The organism is Candidatus Methanocrinis alkalitolerans, assembly GCF_029167205.1.
Taxonomy (GTDB): Archaea; Halobacteriota; Methanosarcinia; order Methanotrichales; family Methanotrichaceae; genus Methanocrinis; species Methanocrinis alkalitolerans.
This window is the reverse complement of the sequence record NZ_JARFPL010000007.1, coordinates 38,877-55,879: the sequence shown is the minus strand read 5'-3', so window position 1 is coordinate 55,879 and position 17,003 is coordinate 38,877. Positions and strand designations below refer to the sequence as shown.

The 17,003-nt window shown below is 59.2% G+C and carries 13 protein-coding genes and 3 tRNA genes; 8 read left to right on the top strand and 8 right to left on the bottom strand.

Translation table 11 applies throughout. The annotated features are described in order from the left end of the window. Nucleotides 1-39 precede the first annotated feature (39 nt). Together P0O24_RS03390 and P0O24_RS03385 are read right to left on the bottom strand one after the other, a co-directional pair. Entirely contained in the window at nucleotides 40-1,233 is a 1,194-nt protein-coding gene (locus P0O24_RS03390; RefSeq protein WP_316968325.1) for a PEGA domain-containing protein, read from the bottom strand. A gap of 53 nt (nucleotides 1,234-1,286) precedes the next feature. Continuing rightward, entirely contained in the window at nucleotides 1,287-2,303 is a 1,017-nt protein-coding gene (locus P0O24_RS03385) for a DUF128 domain-containing protein (protein ID WP_316968324.1), read from the bottom strand. Between the two features lie 91 nt (nucleotides 2,304-2,394). Between P0O24_RS03385 and P0O24_RS03380 the strand changes: the two genes are divergently transcribed. From P0O24_RS03380 to P0O24_RS03345, 8 genes are all read left to right on the top strand, one after another. Continuing rightward, nucleotides 2,395-2,467 (top strand) — tRNA-Gln (locus P0O24_RS03380). 174 nt (nucleotides 2,468-2,641) lie between these two features. Beyond that, a tRNA-Glu gene (locus P0O24_RS03375) sits at nucleotides 2,642-2,716 on the top strand. 187 nt (nucleotides 2,717-2,903) lie between these two features. Further along, complete coding sequence (locus P0O24_RS03370; protein WP_316968345.1) at nucleotides 2,904-3,647, top strand: hypothetical protein; 744 nt, start codon at nucleotides 2,904-2,906, stop codon at nucleotides 3,645-3,647. 389 nt (nucleotides 3,648-4,036) lie between these two features. Further along, nucleotides 4,037-4,693 carry a hypothetical protein gene (locus P0O24_RS03365; protein WP_316968344.1) on the top strand — a complete coding sequence of 219 codons (657 nt, stop codon included), beginning with the start codon at nucleotides 4,037-4,039 and terminating at the stop codon, nucleotides 4,691-4,693. Nucleotides 4,694-5,203: 510 nt separating this feature from the next. Then, nucleotides 5,204-5,920: a hypothetical protein gene (locus tag P0O24_RS03360; RefSeq protein WP_316968323.1), complete on the top strand. Its 717-nt coding sequence runs from the start codon at nucleotides 5,204-5,206 to the stop codon at nucleotides 5,918-5,920. Between the two features lie 511 nt (nucleotides 5,921-6,431). Beyond that, a complete protein-coding gene (locus P0O24_RS03355; RefSeq protein WP_316968322.1) occupies nucleotides 6,432-7,190 on the top strand; it encodes a hypothetical protein in 759 nt (252 codons plus the stop codon). A gap of 191 nt (nucleotides 7,191-7,381) precedes the next feature. After that, nucleotides 7,382-8,101: a hypothetical protein gene (locus P0O24_RS03350; protein WP_316968321.1), complete on the top strand. Its 720-nt coding sequence runs from the start codon at nucleotides 7,382-7,384 to the stop codon at nucleotides 8,099-8,101. A gap of 119 nt (nucleotides 8,102-8,220) precedes the next feature. After that, nucleotides 8,221-9,306: a COG1470 family protein gene (locus P0O24_RS03345; RefSeq protein WP_316968320.1), complete on the top strand. Its 1,086-nt coding sequence runs from the start codon at nucleotides 8,221-8,223 to the stop codon at nucleotides 9,304-9,306. 30 nt (nucleotides 9,307-9,336) lie between these two features. On the opposite strand, the gene P0O24_RS03340 is transcribed toward P0O24_RS03345, so the two are convergent. The 6 genes from P0O24_RS03340 to P0O24_RS03315 form a co-directional block, all read right to left on the bottom strand. Next, nucleotides 9,337-9,421 (bottom strand) — tRNA-Ser (locus P0O24_RS03340). Between the two features lie 77 nt (nucleotides 9,422-9,498). After that, nucleotides 9,499-9,936, bottom strand: a complete 438-nt coding sequence (locus P0O24_RS03335; protein WP_316968319.1) for a CBS domain-containing protein — start codon at nucleotides 9,934-9,936, stop codon at nucleotides 9,499-9,501. Between the two features lie 207 nt (nucleotides 9,937-10,143). Then, nucleotides 10,144-11,781: a phenylalanine--tRNA ligase subunit beta gene (gene pheT / locus P0O24_RS03330; RefSeq protein ID WP_316968318.1), complete on the bottom strand. Its 1,638-nt coding sequence runs from the start codon at nucleotides 11,779-11,781 to the stop codon at nucleotides 10,144-10,146. 6 nt (nucleotides 11,782-11,787) lie between these two features. After that, complete coding sequence (gene pheS / locus P0O24_RS03325; RefSeq protein ID WP_316968343.1) at nucleotides 11,788-13,347, bottom strand: phenylalanine--tRNA ligase subunit alpha; 1,560 nt, start codon at nucleotides 13,345-13,347, stop codon at nucleotides 11,788-11,790. A gap of 160 nt (nucleotides 13,348-13,507) precedes the next feature. After that, nucleotides 13,508-14,221 carry a creatininase family protein gene (locus P0O24_RS03320; RefSeq protein WP_316968317.1) on the bottom strand — a complete coding sequence of 238 codons (714 nt, stop codon included), beginning with the start codon at nucleotides 14,219-14,221 and terminating at the stop codon, nucleotides 13,508-13,510. After that, a complete protein-coding gene (locus P0O24_RS03315) occupies nucleotides 14,218-16,920 on the bottom strand; it encodes an oligosaccharyl transferase, archaeosortase A system-associated (protein ID WP_316968316.1) in 2,703 nt (900 codons plus the stop codon). The genes P0O24_RS03320 and P0O24_RS03315 overlap by 4 nt, the downstream gene beginning before the upstream one ends. Between the last annotated feature and the right edge of the window lie 83 nt (nucleotides 16,921-17,003).

Sequence of the window (17,003 nt, the reverse complement as noted above, 5' to 3'; positions counted from 1 at the left end):
ACCTTATCCGGGACCCTAGGGGCTGGTCTATCGTGCCCTTTATCCTTCGGCGGACTTCTGCTGCCTTTCCCTTCCCGTCACGGGCCCCACCTCGGATATCGCCCGGTGGGAGGGTACCTCGTCGAGGTAATCGCCCTCCTTCAGGGGCCTGTCCACCACCACGGCGTAGATCCGATAGATCATCCCCCCATCGACATCGCATCGGGTGGACCAGCGACCGTCGCGGTTCGGCACCACCCTCTTTCTCACCTGGAGCTGGTCGTCGTCGTACCTCACCAGGACGTAGACGTGCCTCTTGGTCCCCAGGAGGCTGTTGGACCGCCCTTCGATGAGACCCCCCCACCGATCCTCTCCGTCCCTGGGGAAGCTGATCTTGACGGACGTTGTGAGCCGCGCCCGCGCCCAGGCGGCGATGCTCCCCGATCCGATGAGAAAAGAGAGGAGGGCGACGACGATGAGAAGCTTCCTGTAGTTCTCCTCCCAGAAGTCGTCCCCTTGAGCCGATGGCGTCGTGACGTTCGCGAGGTAGCTCGCGGGGCCGTCCGCCTCGACGGAAGGGCCATCCCCCGCGGGATCTGAGACGTCCTGGCCGGCCTGCGCCTCGGCCGTCGCGACGGTCGCCGCCCCTCTGGGGGTGAGGGTGACGGCAACGCTCCTGGTGGCATCAGAGAAGTCGACGACGTTGAACCAGTTCCAGTACCCCTGGAGATGGACCTCTACCAGATGGCTCTTGGGCTCCACCGTGGCGAGGAGAGGAGTGACCCCATAGTAGATCCCGTCGATGTAGACCTCGGCCCCAGAAGGGTCGGAGAGGACGGGGACCCTGACGTAGGAGGGGGTTACGTATCCGTCCCGGACCCTCGACCCCCCGGTCCCGTCGAGGGCGACCCTCTCCTCGGGGGCGTCTTGGGAGTATGCCCCCAATCCGGCCTCGGAGGTGGGTGCGGAAGAGGGCGCCTCCCGGATAGGAGAGGCCTGCGCCGACGACGGATCGGCGGCGCTATCCTCCTGCGCCGAGGAGGTCGAACTCCTCTGAGCCTGCTCGATCAGCTCGTCGATGTCGACGGGGCCGTCGCTGGAGTAACCTATCCTGTAGATGGGTCGCGGTCCTGATCCGAGGTTGATGGCGTCGCGACTTTCGGCCTCGAGGCCGTCCGCGACGCCGACAAATACAGGACCGAAGACCGCATAAAGGGCCAAGAGCAAGATCAGAAGGCGAGCTTCGCGAATCAACGTCCCCACATCCGAACCCTATGCACAGAAGATCTTATACTCTATGGTTGGATTCACCGCAGCTCTCTCATCCTGCCGTAATCCTGGAGAGACGAGATGGGCATCGTCGTGATCTCGGCCCCCAGCTCTTCGGCCGCCACCACGGCGTTGACCCCGCCGCAGAGGGCGAGCCCCATCTTCCCGGCGCCGACGGGGCATCCCATATTCGGCTCCCCCGGACCGCTCATCCTCATCAGCCCCCCGATCCCGGCCCCCTTCGCCCGGTCCAGAAGATCCCGGACCTCGTCGACGGCGGCCACCGGGATCTCCCTCAGGTTCGCCAAAATTGAGCCGCTGCCGGTGGTCGCGGCTTCGCTGACCCTGGAGGTCTTCCGGGAGATGAAGACCCTCATGGGATCAAGAGACGAGCCGGCGTAAGCTATCAGGTCTGTGAACTCGGAGAGGTCTCCATCCTTCACCTCCACGAAGCCGGCGAAGGTGGTATTGACGGGGATGCCCCGGGAGAGGAGCATCCCGTCCACGGTGATGCTGCAGACCGTGGAGATGCCCAAAAAGCCCCGGGGGATCGAGACTGTGCCCATCTCCTCCCCCTCATCCTGGATGAGGACCCTTCTGCTGACGGCGAAACCTGCGTCGAATACCCGGATCATCGTCTCCAGGGCCAACTCGTAATCCCTCTTATGCAAGAGGCTCTCGTTTACCACCACCATCTTCCCGTCGGCCTTCCAGTCGGCCTTCACGCCGGAGTCAGGGTCGAAGCTCGACCGGTACATGTACTCCTCGATCCGGGTGTTGACGAAGCCGATCCTGTCGTCGACGAGGGCGTCGGAGAGCTCCCTTCGTCCCAGAGAGGTGAGGGTCCGGCCGCTGTAACCCTCCTTCTTTGTGAACCCCAGTTCGTCCATGATCTTGAGGTTGTACCGGACGGCCCGTTCCCCGACGTCGTAGCCCCTGTTGGAGAGCTCGTCGGAGATCGCCCTCGCTCCGATGGGCTTATCCGACGCGTTTATCACCCTCAGGATCTCGATGAGCCTTCGCTGGCTGGCGTGGGGCTTGGGGAGGAGCTTCATATCTAATCTCTTGACCCCTGGCGGGGAAGCGGATATATACCTTATGCGGATAGACCTCCAGGCCGTGGGTGAGGGACGAGGGCGGCCCGGAAGTCCCGTGGGGTAGTGGTCAATCCTGCAGGCCTTTGGAGCCTGGGACGGTGGTTCGAATCCGCCCGGGACTATTTTTCGCCCTCGGACCTCCCGCCAACTCCCGCCAACGGCCTCTCGCGGGGGCGCCGGCCCGAAGGCTGCTGAAGGAGGGCGAAGGCAGGCCAAGGCGACGGCGGAGGAGGAGGAGAAGGAGGCGTACAAAACGTACATATAGGGGGGCCTAGTCTGATGTTGTTGATGGGAGCGCTCCGGTAGTGTAGTCCGGCCAATCATTCCGGCCTTTCGAGCCGAAGACCCGGGTTCAAATCCCGGCCGGAGCATGGTGCCTTTTTTCCTCCGCCACATCTGCGGATTTCAGCGCACTAATTTCAGAGCACCTCCTCGGTCAGGCAGTTATTTGGCCGAAAGACTTATCTCTTTCAATTAGAAGTTTCCTACTACGGACGTCTGTCTATTTACTTATGAGAACAGACTGACGAACACGCAGAACAACAGGAGGGAATTCCCATAAAGAGAGAACTAGCGGTGTTGTTGGTCCTCGGCATGGCCCTGGTGGGCATGGCGGGCGCGGCCAACTACATGTACGAGAAAGCGAACATAAAAGGGGTCGGCTACAAGAACGTGGAGATCATCATCCAGACCCAGACCGGCCTCAACGGGAACAAGCTGGTGGAGAAGGAGTCCGGCAGCGGTAACGTCATCACCCAGAGGATGGAGCTGGAGGCCCAGAGGGATCCATTCAACACAGACGTGCTGGAACTTGTAGAGTGTTGTCCCGACTACATCAACTTCACCAAGGAGGCGGAGTTCGAGTACATGCCTGTGAGCTACCAGACCGGCACCTACGACCAGAAGTGGATCGAGAAGCTCTGCGTCCAGAACTACTACATCGGAGCCGTTGTGGTAGAGATGTACACCCACGCCGAGCACCTCCAGAAGAACACCGAGGTCAAGACCAGGAAGCAGTGCTGTGATAATTCCACAGGCGACCTTAGCTACGGAGCTGGCGAAGAAGATGGGTGCGGCTGCTGCACCGGCGCCCTCGAGGCGAACTTCAACTCCAACGTCATCGGCGTTGCTCACCTCGGATGGCTCTCCAAGGACCCCATGGTCAACTCCAAGGGCAGGCACGACGAGTACGGCCGGTCTGTTGAGGACCTGACGGGTGTCTTCTCCATCGAGAAGTTCATCCAGCTCTGGGGCAACGAGACCTGCGGCGCCGTCCAGGTCGACTGGCTCCCCTGCATCTGAGCAGAATCTGAGGGCGATAGTTCCCGCCCCCGCTTCTATTTTTTTTTCTGGTAATTTTTCCTCAGAGGGATACCTGCAACCAAGCTGGAACCTCCGTCTTCTGCACGGCAACGTCTCCCCCCTGCGGGCGGATCAAAACCGGGATCTTCGATCGGAATTGCCCGATTTTCGACGAAAAAGCTTAACTACCTATAGGACTGCTTAAGGCAACATCGCATGCTCAGAACGGCGTTAGCCCTTCTGCAGTGTGAGATCTCAGCGGCCTATGTCGCCGGCGAAGAGCAACGCCGGGAGAGATGCGCCGCAATTTATCGATCAACTGTATAGGTGGGAGAACAACGAGGAGAGAACTAGCTATTTTGTTGGTAGCCTGCATCGCCCTGGTGGGGATGGCCGGTGCTGCCAACTACATGTACGAGAAGGCCAACGTCAAGGGCGTCGGCTACAAGAACGTAGAGATCATCATCCAGACCCAGACGGGCCTCAACGGAAACAAGCTCGTCGAGAAGGAGTCTGGAAGCGGAAACGTCATCACCCAGAGGATGGAGCTGGAGGCCCAGAGGGATCCATTCAATACGGCTCCAACCGGTGAAGAAGATTGCTGTCCTGACTACATCAACTTTACCAAGGAGGCCGAGTTTGAGTACATGCCCGTGAGCTACCAGACTGGCACCTACGACCAGAAGTGGATCGAGAAGCTCTGCGTACAGAACTACTACATCGGAGCGGTAGTCGTCGAGATGTACACCCACGCCGAGCACCTCCAGAAGAACACCGAGGTCAAGACCAGGAAAGACTGCGTTGAAGGCGGAGATTGCGGCAACTGTACCGGCGCTCTTGAGGCGAACTTCAACTCCAACGTCATCGGTGTAGCTCACCTCGGGTGGCTCTCCAAAGACGTGAACGTCAACTCCAAGGGCAGGCACGACGAGTACGGCCGGTCCGTTGAGGACCTCACGGGCGTCTTCTCCATCGAGAAGTTCATCCAGCTCTGGGGCAACGACACCTGCGGCGCCGTCCAGGTCGACTGGCTCCCCTGCATCTGAGAGCGGAAGTTCCCGCTTCCTCTTTTTTTTCCGGCGTCGATATCCTGACTTGCTCCGCAGGCCGCGTATTTCTCGGTTCTTTCGCTGAAAGTTACGTTGGAACATGGGAATCGAGCCGAAAAGATTTAAAAACCCTCGGATCGGATTTTTATCCGCAAAACCGACTTTATTTTGAGAAAAATCCCTTAAAAGTTCCGAATATCCTCGATAGATTTATATGCGAGGAAATTCAAGGAGATATCGCCCCGGGCAAAGTGCCCGGAGACGGATCAAAACCAGGCGCTGGGCGAAGAGCTCTCAACGGGGGTTGTGAGGCTTTCTGCCGGATGCGTCCCGGTTTGTTCAAACCCGCAACGTCAGCCTTCCGCAGGCGGCTCGCAGTCAGGAACCATTGAGAACCTCACCAGAGGAGCGGAGCCTTGATCTGCAAAACGGCCGCCATAATCGGGGGCCAGCGGTGCTGGGATATGAACGAGGGTATAGAACGAAGTTCGGAGGTGGGATTGTAATATGAAAAGACTACTAGCTATTCTGTTGGCGGCCTCCATCGCCCTGATGGGGATGGCAACAGCTGCCAACTACATGTACGAGAAGTCGAACATCAAAGGCGTCGGCTACAAGAACTCAGAGATCATCATCCAGACTCAGACCGGCCTTGCCGGAAACAAGCTCGTCCAGAAGGAGTCTGGGTCCGGGAACGTCATCACCCACAGGATGGAGCTGGAGGCCCAGAGGGACCCCTTCAACACGCGCCCCCAGGACGGGCCGTGCTGTCCAGACTACATCAACTTCACCAAAGAGTCGGAGCTGGAGTACATGCCCGTCAGCTACCAGACCGGCACCTACGACCAGAAGTGGATCGATAAGCTCTGCGTCCAGAACTACTACATCGGAGCGGTGGTAGTCGAGATGTACACCCACGCCGAGCACCTCCAGAAGAACACCGAGGTCAAGACCAGGAAAGACTGCGATGACAGTCTCGTGGGAACCCCTGACTGCGGAACCTGCACCGGAGCTCTCGAGGCGAACTTCAACTCCAACGTCATCGGTGTAGCTCACCTCGGATGGCTCTCCAAGGACCCCAAGGCCAACTCCAAGGGCAGGCACGACGAGTACGGCCGGTCCGTCGAGGACCTCACGGGCGTCTTCTCCATCGAGAAGTTCATCCAGCTCTGGGGCAACGACACCTGCGGCGCCGTATCCGTAGACTGGCTCCCCTGCATCTGAGGGAGGAAGCCCCCGCTTCCTCATCTATTTTTTGATTCTTTTTCCAGATCGGTCAGCTCTTCTCAACTCTGATCATCAAACCGCTGAACCTTCTCCCGGATGGCGAAGAATCTCGGGATTATCTGTCCCAGGCCCTGCATAAATTGTTCGTCAATAACGGATTTCATTATCATGAGAGGGCGAAAGAACCCGTTGCCTCCTCGATAGATTTATATGCCATCAACCTGAAGATGAGTTTGTGCCTGGCCAGAAGAACTCAGACACGGTTCGAGTCGTTGGTGCAGGCTGCAAGCTCCTTGGGGGGGGTAATGCAGCTTCTGCTTGTATATCCCTGCTTGGCGGACTTGGATTAGTCCCGTCTTGCCTTTTCTGGTGGGACCAGACGAATCCGGGCGAGCCCTGCGTCCATGAGGAGCAAAGTTCCGCCACATCGAGATGCCGCCGCACTTTGCGGTCGGCGATGTGGGCAGTTGAACGAGGGTATAGAGTTAAGAACGGAGGTGGGAACTGAATGAAGAGAGAACTAGCTATTTTGTTGGTGGCTTGTATCGCCCTGGTGGGGATGGCAGGCGCAGCCAACTACATGTACGAGAAGGCCAACGTCAAGGGCGTCGGCTACAAGAACGTAGAGATCATCATTCAGACTCAGACGGGCCTCAACGGAAACAAGCTCGTCGAGAAGGAGTCTGGAAGCGGTAACGTCATCACCCAGAGGATGGAGCTGGAGGCCCAGAGGGACCCATTCAAGACACCAATATCGGATTATACTGAATGTTGTCCCGACTACATCAACTTCACCAAGGAGGCCGAGTTTGAGTACATGCCCGTGAGCTACCAGACCGGCACCTACGACCAGAAGTGGATCGAGAAGCTCTGCGTCCAGAACTACTACATCGGAGCGGTAGTCGTCGAGATGTACACCCACGCCGAGCACCTCCAGAAGAACACCGAGGTCAAGACCAGAAAGCACTGCTGTGACGAGGAGGAGTTAGAAGGAATTATAACCGAGCAGGGTCAGGAGGGCAGTGCAGCCGGCAAGTGCGGATGCTGCTCCGGCGCTCTTGAGGCGAACTTCAACTCCAACGTCATCGGTGTAGCTCACCTCGGGTGGCTCTCCAAAGACGTGAACGTCAACTCCAAGGGCAGGCACGACGAGTATGGCCGGTCCGTTGAGGACCTCACGGGCGTCTTCTCCATCGAGAAGTTCATCCAGCTCTGGGGCAACGACACCTGCGGCGCCGTCCAGGTCGACTGGCTCCCCTGCATCTGAGCGTAACATCTTGGGATTCGGATGCGCCTCGCATCTGAATCAACCCCGCTTTTTTTATTTGCCATTTCCTTTGGGCCGTCTCCGGACCAAAACACTGAAATATGAGCCCTGTATTAAATAGATAAAGAGTTCGTCTCGCTGAAAAGAGAGACAAACGACTTAAACTCAGAAAAGGAAGGGGGTGTAAGTAAATGAAGGGAGTATTAGCAATATTGGTAGCTCTAGCATTGGCTTGCGTACCTGCAGTGGCCAACCCGCCACTCGAGGAGCCAACTCAGTACCAGCAGTTTTGTGAGCGCCAACTGGTCAGCGGGACCGGTTACATCGACGTGGCCACCTCCATCGTCGACAAGAGGATAGCCCTTGAGTACTACGACATGATGACAGGTGACGGCACCATCGAGATGGACGCCGTCCACGTCTACTCGCAGGAACCGAACCGTCTTATAAGAAAGGTGCCCAACTACGCCTATGATTGGGAGGACCCCGACAACAAGACCAACGCGACCAGAGACGCGAAGTTGAACTTCTATGAGAACACCAAGATGACCTACGACGCGAAGAACGCGCCCCTCCAGGGCGGCAAGTTCGTCAACTCCAAGGCCTTCTACGGTGGCATAGGTGCCAACATCCAGGAGATGTTCAGCGTCAACCAGATGGAGAAGGACCAGACGGTCTTCTTCGGCTCCACCAACAACTCGACCATCACCCACACCGTCGGGCTTAGCACTCTGAACAGCTTCAACGGTACCTGGGGGACCGACTCCAGCATGCACAAGATCTTCTACAAGGACATAAAGAGCCATGAGCTCTTCAGCGGCGAGTTCGAGGTCCAGAAGGAGATCAAGTTCCACGAGAACCCGGTGCCTGAAGACAAGTTCTTTAGACCATGCGCGGGAGTAGACTGCTAAACGGCAGTCTATCCTCTTTTCTTATTTTCGCGACATAAGAAGGGTCGAACGCCGATTCGGACGGGGCGCCTTCGTCGCAAAGAACTCGTCATGGGGGTTAAAGAGTGAGAAAATATCTGATGATCCTGCTGATCCTGCTCCTTCTCGCGGCCCAAACCGCCTCTGCCACCGTAGAAGAGACGAGGCTGGGACCGGAGTCGACTTGGAGCCAGCAGCCCACCCCGCAGTCCACCGCCCCAGGGTCGGTCTGGCCCTCGGTGCCGCCGGCAACGGGCGAGCTGCGGGTTTCAGTCGACCTCGTCGGCCCGAAGTCCGGACAGGCGCCCACTTACTCCACGCCAGGAAAGGCGCTGGAGTACATCGTCACCGTGGAAAATCTGGGATGCTCAGAAGTCGATGCAAAGCTCACGGTGAACCCCAAGAGCTGCAGACCAGGATGGTTCGGATGGGACGAGACGGTCCTCACCATTCCACCTGGAGGCATCGGAACTGAGCAGCTCCTGGTGACGCCGGCTATGACCGCCTCTCCAGGATCTTACGAATTCGCGGTCGTGGCCACGGCCGCCAACTCCAAGTCCGGATCTGACGAGGCCGGGTTCAAGCTTCAGGACTACGACTACGTCTCAGAGACCTCCATCAGCGGGACCGGCCAGTTCACCATGAACAAAGACGTCAGGTCCATGAACACCGGGGTCAAGTCGAACAAAGACGTATACTTCAGCGGCAGCGTGGACACTTTGATGAAGAACGAGTACCTGGTGGAGAGGGCTAAGGGCTCAAACCCCAACTTTCAGGGGTTCGACGCTGTGGAGAACTACGTAGCAGATAACCCCGGCGACGCCCTGATGGGAACCGAGGTTGTCAAAAGCTCCCTCGTCTTCGGTGGGGTCGGCGCCAAAGTCCAGGAGAGCTACAACCTCCAGGGAATGGAGTACGAGGTCCAGAAGATCGACCTCCACCACACCGGACCCGACAGGAGGGCTGAGTTCCAGACCGTCGACAACTTCACCGGATATTTGGCCATCGACGCCAGGCAGTCGATACCGGGCCAGAGGTCCACCAGAGAGCGCGAAGAGTTCCTGGGGGCCTTCGAGATCCAGAGAAGGCTGATATTCAAGGACGAACCGGGCCCCGCCTTCAGCTGCCTTGACGGCTCATGCTTCAACTTCGCCGAGAGGTTCAATGCCCTCTCGCGTTGGGCATGAGCACGTATTTTATTTTTATTATAAAAGTAGCGCCGAGGGAGGGATTCGAACCCTCGAGTCCCGAAGGGACACAGGTTTAGCAAACCTGCGCCATACCAGGCTTGGCTACCTCGACCTGGCCTCCCCTTGATCCTCTCGATATTTAAATTCTACGTCGGGGGCGGCCCATTTTCCCATCGGCCGAGGGATTCCTCACATCGTTTCAGAATCATCGGCTTCTCCATGGGGAGATCCGTCTCCGGCTTTGGGACCCCCTACACAACGGAGAAGATCTTTGCTGGTTATTATCCCCACAAGAGCGCCACATTCGACGACCGGGAGCCTCCTTATGTGGTGCTCCAGCATCATCTCGGCCGCCTTCCTGGTGGTGGCGTTGGGGCCGATGGTTACCAGAGGCGCCGGGGTCATTATCTCCCAGATCATCACGTCTCTGGGATCGATCCCTTTGGCGAAGACCTGCTTGAACATCCCCCGGGTTGTGACGATCCCCACCACCTGCTTCAGGAGACCGCCCTCTACCACGAGGACGCTTCCCTTGTTCTCCCGAACCATCATCTGTATAGCCTCGAAGACGGTGGTCTCTATACCCACCGAGAGGATCGGGTAAGTCATCAGATCCCGGACTTTCATGAGGGCACCCAACCTTCCACCAACGTTGAATTTCTTTTGCAGCTTATATTAAACTTGTTGAGGGAGGGCTGCCTCGGGATTGATAGGGGGGACGGCGGCGAGGGTTTAGTCCCGGGGGCCGGGACGGATCCGCCCCTCTTTGAGGGGATGGACCCGTTACACCGGATCGACCGCATCCCTCCTGCAGACCTGAGATCGGGACCTAGTTCATCTCTGAGGCCAGAGGCGGTCCCATCTCACCTCCAGCCCTACGGCGGGCTGGTCGAGGCCGAAGCTCCGCAGAACCTGAGGGTGGAACTCGCCGAAGGACCCGACCCTCACCCCACCCACCAGAAGGTCTCCCCTCCTACCCTCAAGGAAGGCCCCGTCTCCGGAGACGGCTATCTCGGCCTCGAGGGCCAGCTCTCCGAAGAGGGCGTCGACGACGGACCTCACCTCCGCGAAGTCGGCGCCGCCGTGGATGGAGGCCGCCGCCAGATCCTGCCTGGTCCGTCCGCCTTCGAGGACGTCTCCAACGGCGAAGATCCTCTGAGGGAGGGGATGGTGCTGGTTTATTGCGAAAATCTCGAGGAGGCTTGGGAGGATCGATGTCCTGACCATGGTGTGAAGCTCGCTTATGGGGTGAAGAACCCTCGTCGCCTCCAGGTCCAGTATCGGCCGCCTCATCTTCTCGAAGTTCGCCATCTCCGAGGTGAGGGTGAATGGCATCGTCTCCAGGTAGCCGAGGCCCACCATGATCTCCCGGAGATCGGACTTTCTCGCCTCCAGGGGGTGGGGCTCGCCGACGGTGACGGTCTTTGGCAGTTTCGCAGCCAGCCTGTCGTAGCCGTATCCCTTGGCCGCATCCTCGAAGATGTCCCAGGAGTGCATTATGTCCGCCCTGTAGGCAGGGACAGATACCTCCAGGACCCCCCGGCTCCTGACCCGGACCCCGAACCTCATCTTCTCAAGGCAGGCCGCCAGCTCCTCTGCCGAGAGGTCGAAGCCGATGAGGCCGTTGGCGTCATCGACTCTGACATCCCAGATCGCGGCAGAGAGGTCCGGAAGGATGAGATCGCCTTCGGGCCTCTCCACCCTGACCGACTCGATACGCCCTCCCCTCTCTGCGAGGGCGGTTACGACTATGTTCAGAGCCTTGTATACGACGGGATCAGTCCCGGTGACGTCGATGAAGAGGTCCCTGGTGTCGTCCTTCACCCTCGTCAGCTCGCCGTTTATGATCGGCGGGAAGGATAGGACGTCACCCTTAGCGTCCACTATGAGGGGGTATCGGTCGAACCCCTCAAGGATCGAGGCGTAGCTGACCCCCTTGGGGTGGCGCTTCAGGATCTCCTCCATGGAGAGGCTCTCGTCGAAGTCCAGGGGGACGAACTCGAAGGAGGGGTCGGCGGCGAAGTAGGTGAAGGGGGAAACGACCCGGGAGATGTCGTGGACCCCTATGGCCACCTTCCTCCTGTTCCTGCCCAGGCCCCAGTGGAGGTCCTCCTGCAGGTCCATCAGGGACTCTATGGCGGGGTCGCTGAACTGGAGGCCCCTCACCACGGCGCAGCCTATGAGGGGCCTTACCTTCTCGACGGAGGGGTCGACTTTGACGGAGATGTCGCCTGGTTGGACCCCATACTCCGGAAGTCCCCCCTCCAAATCCAGGAAACCCCGGAGGGCTCTTGCCACCCCCTCGGAGCTGTAGAGGTCGGGCCTGTCGGGGAAGAACTCGACGTCGACGTACTCCAATTCGTTGCTCTTTCCTATATCTGCGCCCATCATGGCCATCCTCGCCATGAAGAGATCCCTGGAGGCTCCCACCATCTCCTCCAGATCCTCATAATACAATCTCACTACCGGCACGATCCATCACATCCTCGCCGAGAGGGGCGTCTCCCTCAGCCATCCGACGTCCGATTGGTAGAGGAGACGAAGATCCTTCAACCCCAGCCTGAGCATGGCGAGCCGCCCCACCCCAAGCCCCCATGCCAGTACCGGATGGTCTATCCCGAAGGGGGCGGTCACCTCCCTCCTAAAGACCCCGGCGCCCCCCAGCTCCACCCAGCCGAGCCCCTCTATGTAGACTTCGGGCTCGACGGACGGCTCGGTGTAGGGGAAGTAGCCGGGGCGAAACCTCACCTCATCGAAGCCCATCTTTCCGTAGAACTCCTTTAACACTCCCAGGAGGTTTGCGAAGGAGAGGTCTTCGTCCATAATAACCCCCTCCAGCTGCTCGAACTCGGGAGTGTGGGTCGGGTCGATCGCCTCCCTCCTATAGACCCGGTCTATCGAGAAGGCCTTCACCGGGGGTTTCGGATGGTCCGCCAGATACTTTATCGTCACCGAAGTGGTATGGGTACGCAGAACCTCCCGGCGGGCAACCTCCGGGTCCCAGACCCCGCCCCAGCCGGTGGAGCCCACGTCCCCGCCTCTCTCGTGCATCTCCTTGACGGAGGCGTAGTCGGGGATGTTTGCCCTGGTGTCGAGGTAGAAGGTGTCCTGCATCTCCCTCGCCGGATGGTCCTGGGGCTGGAAGAGGGCATCGAAGTTCCAGAAGCTCGACTGGACGATCTCCCCCTTGATCTCGGTGAACCCCATCTCCAGCATGATCTCCCTCATCCTGGTGAGGAGCCGCTGGTAGGGGTGGACCTTCCCGGGGTATACCCGCTCCGCGGGGAGGGCGACGTCGTAGGGGCGGACCTCGTATCGAGCCCCCTTATAATCTACATATTTCCCTTGCCAGACCCCGCTTTTTATCATGTCCGGGGTTATCTGATTTATATGAGAGATTATGTCGTAAGAATCTTCGAGGCTCACTCCAACCTGAATGTCGTATGAGTCTTTGAGGCTCGTTCCAACCTTCGTTTTGAGAACAGATACTCCTTCATTGGTGGCCCCGAAGGACCACGACTTCTGGGCCCTCGACTCCACAAGCCTCCTGCTCTTCAAAACCTTGAGGGCATCCTCATCCAGGGCCGAGCCGCTCGTCTCCCCCTGGAAGGATAGGGCCGCCAGGATCTCCTCGTCCTTTCCTGGGGGCGCATCTTTCTTCGGCGTTATCTTCCCCGCCTCGACGTTCGCCCAGCCCTTCTTTTTGAGCCAGCCGATCCCCACCTTCAGGGCGGGGTCCTTGATCTCGGATAAGAAAACCCCCTCCGCCCCGGCGATCTCCAGGAGCCTCCTTTCAGGAAGGCCGATCTCGGCGTACCGGGCCCCCTCCTCCGTCAGGGTGTAGACCTCCTCGACCCTTTTATCGAGGCTGACGAGCCCCATCTCGGCGAGCCCCTCAGCCGAGGAGATGACGGAGACCTCCTTTATTCCCAGCCTCTCGGCGATCCTTTTGGGATCACTGAGCCCCTCGTGTATCTCTCTCAAAACCTGCCTATCCCTGGGAGACAGTCTGGACAGCTTATCCTCTTGCGATGGCATGATGTTCATCCCGTGAAATCGTGATCTTCAAGGGTAGGCAGATGCGGGAACCATATATTAAACCTGCCCGCCCCGAGGAATCGAATTTGATGGAGGGAGGAGGGGCATGAAGGTGCCCGATGAAAACGACGGAAGGATGAAAAAAAGAGGACGAGAAAGTTCAGGGGGATGGATAGTTCTCCAGCTCCTCCAGGGCATCCAGCACCCCCAAGACTGACATCTCCATGAACCTCTCCCCTTTCTCTTTGGTCGCCTTGGAGGGGTCGCCCATCACCCCGTTGCCCATCAGGTGCCTCACGTCCTTCATGATCAGATACTTCGGCCTCGGCGGAAAATGCTTATCAGGAAGACCTCCCACCAGGTCTTCCCGGATGACCAGCATCCTCGAGGTCTCGATCTCCCCGGCATGGCCGTCCCCTGGGGTCTCGACCTGGGAGGCGTCGATGAGGTCGAAGTCGGAGACGAGGCTCACCCGGAGGTCTTTGGCGGCGACGGCCCCCTCGGCAGCCTCCTTGAGGGCTGCAAGGTGCTGGCCTCCGGCGTGGCCCGTCAGGATGAGTACCCTCTCGAACCCCGAATCTGAGAAGGCGAGGAGGAGGTCGAAGGTGAGGGCCCTCAGCGCCCCGGGGCTGATGGAGATCGTCCCCGGAAAGCCCCGGGTCGACCTGCAGACCCCGTAGTGGACGGGAGGGGCGACGAATACGGGCCTTCGGCGGGAGACCTCTTTTGCCACCTCCAGGGCCTGGATCGTATCGGTGAAGGTGGGGAGGTGAGGGCCGTGCTCCTCGGTCGCCCCCACCGGCAGGATCACCGTCCTCGTCTCCTCAAGCCCGGCCTCGATCTGTGTCCAGGTCATCTCCTCCATGAGCATCATATCTCGATCGAACTCCCGACGATGACGGCCCCTTCAGGGACCCGGACGTCGTACCGGACAGCTCCAACCTGGAGGGTATAGGGCCCAGCAGGTCCGGTCTCGAAGTTGGTGGACCAATCTTCTGGACCTTCCGTGGAGTAGGGGACGACGAGGGAGAACTCGCCATCAGAGTCCGCGACTGTAGACTGCTTGTAGACGAAGCTTCTCCCGCGGTTGGTGGTGATGGGAACGGAGATGACCGCTTCCGTACCGGGGGAGGCCTCCCCGGAGATCGTCGCTCCAGGAACGTGCTCGAAGATCTTGACGTACTTCTGGCCGCTGGTGGTGACGGAGGACTGGGACTCGTAGACGAGCCTGTAATGGCTGAGGGCCTCCAGGGGGACTGAGGTCATGATGGGGCTTTGGGAGACGACCTCCGCCGCAGCGTACCCCCGCTGGAGGCTCTCGTCGACGCTATCGAGGAGCTCCTGGTAGTCTCGAGATCTCTTCTGAGGCTCGACGGAGATGCCCCCCGCGCCGTCAGAGCGGAAGGCTACGGTCCACCCCTCCTGAACTTCAGCCTCGGTCCCGTCGAAGAAGTGGAGCCTGGCCACCATACTTCGGAAGTAGGGGGTCCTGTATATGGTGATCGGCTGGCCGTCCTGCCAGTAGCTGAACTGGAACTCGCCTGGATATATGTTGGACCAGGCAGCCATGGCGTGGAACTTGCCCATGGCCATCTCGACGTCGGTGACCACGTACCGTGCGTTGGAGTAGGGGGACATGTCGACGTCAAGGGCGGCCAGGACCGCCTCGGCCTCGGCCTCGGTCTGGGCGAGGAAGAAGGGGGACGATCCGGGTCTCTCGGTCTCTCTATTCCCTATCCCTTGCTGGAAGGGGTTAGAGTTCGGCAACCGGTGGCCGATGGTCTCGATCCAGTGGCCGTAGTCCCACCAGGAGATGGTCCCATAGGCAGAATCGGGGTAAGCAAACCTCTCGCCCGCCGGGGGCCTTTCATAGATGGCGTAGAGATCCATCCCCGGATAGGGGGTGTTCTCTCGGAGCCATACCAGGGAATCGTACCAATCGGATCCGATGGGATTGACATGCCGCTCCGATTGGAAGCTCCCGATCGAAACCCCCTGGACCGCCCCGAACATGGCTGGATAGACGAAGAGGGCTGCCACGATGACGACGGCTCCTGCGTTCATCAGAAGACGGTTCCGGTCTAACTCCTCCTTCGACGACCCTCTCGCCATCCTGACGATGGCGCACTCCACCTCCGAAAATCGGGTCTTCTCCAGAAGGACCGATCCCAGGTACCCGGTGAGGAAGGCTACGTTGACGGCGTAGTAGTATGCGAACCGGTTCTGAGCCAGGGTGAGGGAGAGCATCATCACCGTCCAGACCAAGATGAGCATATCTCCGCTCCTACCTTCATCTCGGAGGTATCGACGGAGGAGGAGGGGCAGGGCCAGAAGGGTGAGCCACATGGGAGAAAGGATGGATATTAACCCGGGGAAGTTCCTCTGGACCCCGTACCTCTCCAGTATCGTGGAGGCCTCTGATATGGTGGCCGCTCCTCCCGTATAGGGCTGGAATATCTTCAAGCCCGACATGAGGGTTCCCGTGAACTGAGGGACCGCCACTGCGAGGACCACAAAGACGACGGCGATGGACCCGATTATGACCAACGGGAAGTAGCGCCTCTCCATCCGCCTCTTGCCCAGCTCCGTCGAGACGAAGGAGAGGAAGAGCACGAATAATATCCCCATGATCAGGATCACCGGCTGAAATAGGGAGTAATAGACGGGACTGAACCCGTTCTGCACCCTGACGAAGGGAAGGACCAAAATGAGGGCGATCAAGAAGGCGATCGCCGTCACGATCGCGAGATGATCCACGTTCCTCCCCCTCAGATGGTCGACTGTGCTCTGGATGGCGACGAAGGCGAGGATGAAACCCACGAAGACATGACCCGCCGCCCAGGAGTCTATGTAAAGCCCCAGGAAGAGGCCCGCCAGAATAGCATAGAGGAGCGGCCGTTTTACTTCTGCGAGATCCCGGCCTCGGAGGGTGGCAAAGGTGAGTTTGCCTGAGCCAGACCTGACCGCCAGGATGAAGAACAGGATCGCCGTGGCGCTGAAGAGGACCTCTGCAACGTGGTGGTCGGTGAACCCGATCACCGATCGAGAGAGGAGCTGGCCCGGCAGAACGGCGATCATGACCGCTGCTATCAATCCAGCCGCCCGACCCCCCAGCTCCCGCCCTAAGAAGTAGACGGGGAAGACGAGAAGGGCCCCCAGGATGGCGGGGAAGACCGCACCCACCACCTCGACGGTGTGCATGCTGGGGTTTCCGAGCCCTGTGATGTAAGAGAGGACGGCGATCCCCCAGCTCATGAAGGGGCCGAAATGGATGGCCGTCCCCTCTGGAAAGAACGTGAGCGGATCGAACCACGGCCTCTGGAAGTTGAGGACGGTGCTCTTGGCCAGCATCATGTGATACCATGGGTCGTTGCCGTCGAATAGGACGGCATCTCCGACGAAGACGCGGGGCATGGGTCGATAGACCCTCAGGTAGAGCGAAAAGAGGAAGACGAAAACCAGGCCCGCGTAGACGTAAAGGTCGGGGACCCGCTCCAGAACCCGCCTCTTCGGGGCGGGTAGATCCTTCCCCTCCGCCCCCTTCTTTTTCTCCTTCACCGATTTCTTGGTCATCGTGCCGGAAGAAACTTGTTCCATCCAGATAAACATTTTGAAGCGGGGTTAAAGCTTAAAACCTTTGGAGCGTCTATCGGGTA